This is a genomic window from Leptothoe sp. PORK10 BA2, assembly GCF_034932105.1.
GTDB lineage: Bacteria > Cyanobacteriota > Cyanobacteriia > Phormidesmidales > Phormidesmidaceae > Leptothoe.
This window is the reverse complement of the sequence record NZ_JAYGIG010000016.1, coordinates 61,127-67,250: the sequence shown is the minus strand read 5'-3', so window position 1 is coordinate 67,250 and position 6,124 is coordinate 61,127. Positions and strand designations below refer to the sequence as shown.

5 protein-coding genes are annotated in these 6,124 nt (G+C 51.7%); 1 reads left to right on the top strand and 4 read right to left on the bottom strand.

All coding sequences use genetic code 11. From position 1 onward, the window contains the following. Positions 1–283: 283 nt before the first annotated feature. From VB741_RS06850 to VB741_RS06835, 4 genes are all read right to left on the bottom strand, one after another. Positions 284–1,219 (bottom strand): formylglycine-generating enzyme family protein, encoded by a 936-nt coding sequence (locus VB741_RS06850; protein ID WP_323364411.1) that lies wholly within the window; start codon positions 1,217–1,219, stop codon positions 284–286. Between the two features lie 127 nt (positions 1,220–1,346). Continuing rightward, entirely contained in the window at positions 1,347–2,483 is a 1,137-nt protein-coding gene (locus VB741_RS06845) for a DUF1822 family protein (protein ID WP_323364410.1), read from the bottom strand. Then, a complete protein-coding gene (locus VB741_RS06840; RefSeq protein WP_323364409.1) occupies positions 2,480–3,718 on the bottom strand; it encodes a sigma-70 family RNA polymerase sigma factor in 1,239 nt (412 codons plus the stop codon). Before VB741_RS06840 ends, VB741_RS06845 begins: the two co-directional genes overlap by 4 nt. Positions 3,719–3,961: 243 nt before the next feature. Further along, entirely contained in the window at positions 3,962–4,384 is a 423-nt protein-coding gene (locus VB741_RS06835) for an NUDIX hydrolase (RefSeq protein WP_323364408.1), read from the bottom strand. A 168-nt stretch (positions 4,385–4,552) separates the two neighbouring features. Between VB741_RS06835 and malQ the strand changes: the two genes are divergently transcribed. Continuing rightward, the gene (malQ, locus tag VB741_RS06830) at positions 4,553–6,055 is read left to right on the top strand and encodes a 4-alpha-glucanotransferase (protein ID WP_323364407.1); all 1,503 of its coding nucleotides are present in this window, start codon (positions 4,553–4,555) and stop codon (positions 6,053–6,055) included. The last annotated feature ends 69 nt before the right edge of the window (positions 6,056–6,124 follow it).

Sequence of the window (6,124 nt, the reverse complement as noted above, 5' to 3'; positions counted from 1 at the left end):
ATTGTTGGGACTAGATTGGCGTTCATATTCCAACTCTAGTCCTATTTCCTGCTTGATGCTCTACAACCTCCAACTGACAATACTTCAGCCCCTTTACTGATGGCCGAGGAACACCGGTTACGCCCATATTCTTTCTACTTTCCGATGGCAAACCCATGGCAAAATAACCGTTTTAAGCCTGAACAAGGTTTATGCTCAGGGTGCCCAAAGTAATGGAACATGAAACCTTCGTTTATGACATACTCCTGATTACAGCGATAGTTTGAGTATGACCGGACGCATACTAATCGTTTTCCATCAATAGGCGAAATCCAAATAGGATATGTCGACTATCCACAGGGCGATCATGCTGATAGGCAGCCCGGCAAAAACCAGGAAAATCATCCCAGCTGCAGCCCTTGAGCAAGACCTTAGCCCCACCCCTGGTGAGGGTGCTAGTGTACTCAAACACATTTCCTGCCATATCTTCTACCCCATAAAGGCTTTGACTCAGCGGGTAAGCCCCCACCTCACTGGTGCCATAGGGACCATTTTTCGCCCAGTTCGTCCCATCATTTCGCCACTCACTGCCCCAAGGAAAATACTGCCCGTCGGTGCCCCGTGCTGCCTTCTCCCATTCCAACGCCGTTGGCAGGCGGTAGCTAGCACCGTCCCGCCCAGAGCGCCACTCAGCGTAGGCCAAGGCATCCCCATAAGACACCAGCACCACTGGATGTTGTCCTTGCCCGGTGGGGTATTGATCGCCCTGCCATACATAGGGGGCTACCTCATCGTAGCCATGGACTAAAAAGCCCTGCTCTTGGTACTCAGCCGCTGAAATTCCCGGTGACCGATGCCCCGTTGCCTGCACAAATGCCTGGTAGTCTGCGTTGGTAATCAGATTTTCACCCATACAGAACGAGGGTAGGGTTTCAGTGCGGCGGCCCGGCTCCCGCTCAAACCAATTCCGTCTGCGATAACTCGCTTCGGCGGCGGCTACATTGGCTGGATCATCGGCAAAGCCTTCGGCACTGATGCGATAGGCGTAATCCCGTTCGGTGCGATCGCTCCCGGCAATAAACTCCCCCCCATCCACAAAAGCAAAGCCTGCCTGAGCTTCACAGGCTGCCTGTGTAATCCCAGGCTGAGTCCTAGGCGTGGAGCCAGACGTCACCTCCTGACAGCTGATCAGGAGCAATAGGCACAGCAGACTCCATCGTCCACGGATGGGCGTTGTCATGGCCGGTTATATCCTCCTCAGTTGATTCCATCCAACTGCATAGCTTAGGGGATGAGTCTGAGGATGGGCTGTGAAAAGAGACAGTATGTCGAAATGGTATTGGCTTGATTTTAATCCATCATACTTTTTAGCTGATGAACTCTTCTTGACAAACACTGTCCGCTAGTTGGATATGGACCCTGAGGCGCTGACCCGCTAAACAACGGAAGGAAGGAATTTGAATAAAGTCATCTTTTATCCCTGCTTTAACAGTTTTGAGAAGTTCTCCTGTTTCCGATAGTTTTAAGGCCAGAATCAGGTTGTTGGGTAATAGAGATTCACCCGCAGAATGCAGCTGAATGCGAATGTTTCGCCGTTTATTGGTTTCAATATCGACGCTAAACATTAACAACAGTTCATCCAAGGTGTTGTTGAGCAAGATTTTTTTACCACAGGTGAGGACAGCTGAACCGTCTGTGACCGATCGAAAACTGCATGAGGCTAGGGGTTGGGGGTGCAATGCTTCGATGGGTTGCCATCCTTGGGCAAAGATGCCATTCAGCCAATTTTCTACGCTGACGGAGAAAAGGTTATGGCGCTGCTGGTATAGTTGCTGCCGCCAGTGGTCATTTTGCAGCAGGGCTCCCCACTGGCTCAGGGGCAACGCTAATCTGGGTTCAGGTACGTGGGCCAGGCTTTGGATCAGGCTTTTGGCCTCGTCATTGGGTAAATCGGGCAGCGCATCGGCGGGGAGATGGGTGGATTGAGCCAGTTGTTGTGCGACCCAAAAGACAGAAAAGTCTTGAATCAGGTCCGTGTCTTTCAGGCAGTAGGTCTGTTCAGCTACGTTATAGGTACCGTGGTGCTTGAGCTGGACATAGGTGGCATAGCCCCATAACACCAGTTGACCGTCATCCACATTAATGTGAGCCGCCAGGTAATAGTCGGCGGACCAACCTGGCAGGTCAACCCATTCTTGGGGTACCTGCAGCTCTGTGGCCTGGATGGCTTCCGATAACATGACAACAATGCGGGTGTTGCCCAACTGCAGTGCCAAACCATCGACAACATGCCAAATATCAAATGGGGCGGCATGGGGCCAGGGTAAAACGGGGTCTGAAAATTCTGCTTGGCACCAGGCCATGAGGGTTGTTAGCCCTAACTGATGTAGATAGATTCGCCAGCGAGCGGCTGCATCTGCCATGGTTGCGCCGCTCTGCCACCGGGCTGTATCGGCTGGCATTTCTAGAACTGGTTGAACAGGGTTGTCAAAAAGGACGCTCATTCCGATACCTCTGGTGGTTGTGGCGAGTAGTGGTGTTGCAACCACTCATGGATCACCTCGCTAACACTAGCTAATATGGAGGACTCTGGGGAGATATGCAGGGTCTCTTGTCCCCAGGTGACTACCTTCAGTAATAGCTGCTGACGAATGCGACGGAGTTGGCGGGATACTTGATACTGTTGAGTATTTTGCTGCTGGGCAATCTGGGTTTGGGTCAGGGAATCTTGATAGTAAAGGGATAAGAGGGTGTGGCTGGGGCGATCTAGGTCTGCGATCGCAGCTTGCAAAACCTGGTTAATTTGTTGCAGCCGTTCCTGCTGTTGGTCATACTCCTCGGAGGCAACTAGCTCCGACATGGGGTTGCTAGTTGAGGTTAAGGCATCTAGTTGTTCTTCCCCAGGCTGGTCATCATATTGGGGTTGATTGAGGGAGGTGACGCTCGGGGTTAGGTAGGCCCTGGCCAGGGCCGCTAGGTTACTCAGCTCCATGGACAGCTGTTGGGTATCTACAACCTGGGGACCCATGTTGTGGGAATCCATCGTCCGGTTATCCTGAGGTGTGGAGACCCCGGCTGGGGAGAGGCTATGGCTATGGTGATATCGTTTTGCAATGGCCTCCAACTGTTCTGTACTTGGGGGTGGTAAGCCCCGTGCAGAACGGTTGGGATCAGGGACACAGACATTTTTAAAGCATTGCCACAGCAGGATATAGGACTCGATTTGAACAAATCCGGCGGCCTGGATGGCTTGGGTCAGCTGGGTTTGGCTGATGCGACGCAAGATCCCCCAGTCGCTACTGATGTTGATTTCATTCTGCTGCCGCAAATAATCTCGAATGCAGTTGCCAAAGGCTTTGTGGGCATAGGCCCTAAGGGTGCTGCCGTGGTCAGGGTTGTAGCCATTGAGAATCCGATCTATGTTTGCGATCGCACTATGAAATCCATCCGAGAGCGAACATTGCACCACGTTAAAACTCTGGGTGACACCATGGCTGGCCCAGTAGCAGGGTTCTTGCAAATAGGCCCAGAGATGATGGACGGCATAGGGATGAGCATGCCGTTGTCGATACCAATACAGCGCCCAAAACTTTTCTGAATAAATCAGCTGACTACTTTGCTTCAGCTGATTTTGCATACTCCTTGCCAGCTTCGGATCAGATTGCCATGCCTTAAACCGATCGTCCGCAAACGTAGCAAAGGTGGAAAACATGGCTAACGTGTCGGTTCGGGGATGCATTGTCTAACTAATCTAACTAAGTGACACAGCAGCATGCTGAACGGGCCAGAGCCAAAGCTCCAACCCGTTCATTTCCTAAGGGATAAGATACTATCTACTCCAAGGAATTTCATCTAAAGTCACGGATAACTTAAAGATCGTCTTAAATTAGGCTTAAATCTAGAGTGATAAACTTAAGGACATTTTTTTAGTAAAAATGCACCTTAGCTGGTAACAGATCTCTTGGTTGAGTAACCTTAAAGGTTAAGGGCGCTTACCATAGTGCCGATAACGCCAATAATCCTGCAAAATCTGATCGTGATCAAAGCAAAGATTTTTCGGCAGTTCCCACAGGTCAAATAGCTTAAAGTTCTTCGCGTCATCCCCAGCGATGGGTTGGCCAGTCGCTGTGGCCAAGAACACAACACTAATCGTATGCTTACGCAGATCTCGACTCGGGTCCGAGTACACATGGAATTGTTCCAATAGCTGAATCCCTAGACCAATTTCTTCCTGGGCCTCGCGCACTGCTGCCGTCTCCACCGCTTCTCCATAGTCCACAAAGCCGCCGGGCAGAGCCCAGCCTAGGGGAATATTTAAGCGCTCAATTAAGATAATCGGCCGACTGGGGCGGTCAATCATCTCAATAATGATATCGACGGTAGGGGCAGGATTTCGGTAGGCCATAGGGTGGGTTAACGGGACGTCATAGCATTGAATAACCATGCTAAAGTCAGTTGGCTCAGATTAAAGCCTAGACCGGGTAAAAGCTCTTGTAAAAGCTGCCGTATCCCTCCAGGTCAGGTTAGCCACCCTTTTTATTTCCCTTCATTCCCTCTACCACTTCTCCTTACCATGTCCTTGACCCGATCTAGCGGTATTCTGCTGCATCCCACATCGCTGCCCGGTCGCTATGGCATTGGGGATCTGGGGCAGGAGTCCTATAGGTTTGTGGATTTTTTAGCGGACTCTAAACAGCAGCTGTGGCAGATTTTGCCCTTGGGGCCAACGGGCCATGGCAACTCTCCCTATATGTGCTATTCCGCCATGGCGGGCAATCCGCTGCTGATTAGCTTGGATGAACTGGTGGAGCAGGGACTATTGTCCCAGACAGACTTGGCGGAGGTGCCGATATTTTCCTCCGAGTGGGTGGACTATGACCAGGTGATTCCCTATAAATTAGGGCTGTTAAAACTGGCCGCCCAAAACTTTAAGGCTGAGGACTCCCCGGAATTCCAAGCATTTTGTCAGGCTGAGGCCTTTTGGCTAGAGGACTATAGCCTGTTTATCGCCCTGAAGGATGCCAACGATGGGGCCAGCTGGAGTGATTGGGACCCGGCCATTGCCACGCGGCAGCCCGAGGCCCTGGAAACCTGGCGCAGTAAACTGGCCGATACAATCTTTTTGCAGAAATTTTTACAGTTTGAGTTCTGTCGTCAGTGGTTTGCCCTCAAGGCCTATGCCAATGAGCGCCACATTCAGATTATTGGCGACATGCCCATCTACGTCGCCCACGATAGTGCCGATGTGTGGGCCTTCCCTGAGAATTTTATGATCGATGGGGAAACCCTGCAGCCGTCCCTAATGGCGGGGGTGCCCCCGGACTACTTTAGTGAAACAGGCCAGCTTTGGGGCAACCCCACCTATAACTGGCAGGTGCTGGAAGAGACTCAATTTGACTGGTGGATCAAGCGGATTAAAACGTCCTTGGCCTATGTGGATCAAATTCGCATCGATCACTTCCGGGGGTTTGAATCCTTCTGGGCGGTAGAGGCGGGGGAAGAGACTGCGCTGAATGGCACCTGGGTGGAGGCTCCGGGGGTGCAGCTGTTTGAGCGGGTGGAGGCCGTTTTGGGCAAGTTGCCCTTTTTGGCTGAGGACTTGGGGGTGATCACCCCTGAGGTGGAGGCCCTGCGAGATCAGTTTGGCTTCCCAGGGATGAAAATTTTGCAGTTTGCCTTTGGCTCAGACCATCGCAATCCCTATTTGCCGTTTAACTGCGATCGCAACTTCGTGATCTACACCGGCACCCACGACAACGACACCACCGTTGGCTGGTATAACCAGGCCAATGATTACGAAAAACAGCGCCTAGCCAACTTTGTCGGTGCCCTGGGACCAGAGTCAGTCCATTGGGCCATGATTCGTCTAGCCCTATCCTCGGTGGCAAATTTTGCCATTATCCCTCTACAGGATCTGCTCGGTCTCGGCACCGAAGCCCGCATGAATACCCCAGGTGTAGCGGAGGGCAACTGGGCGTGGCGGTTTGACTCCTCCCTGCTTACACCCACCGTACAGCAGCAGTTCACCACCCTCACCGAACTGTATGGTCGGGCCACCCACCAGTGGTCGGAATAGCAGGTCGAATAGTCGTAATAGTAGACAGTACTACCTGCAAAAATTTCAAGAAGATAAAGAATTGGTAAA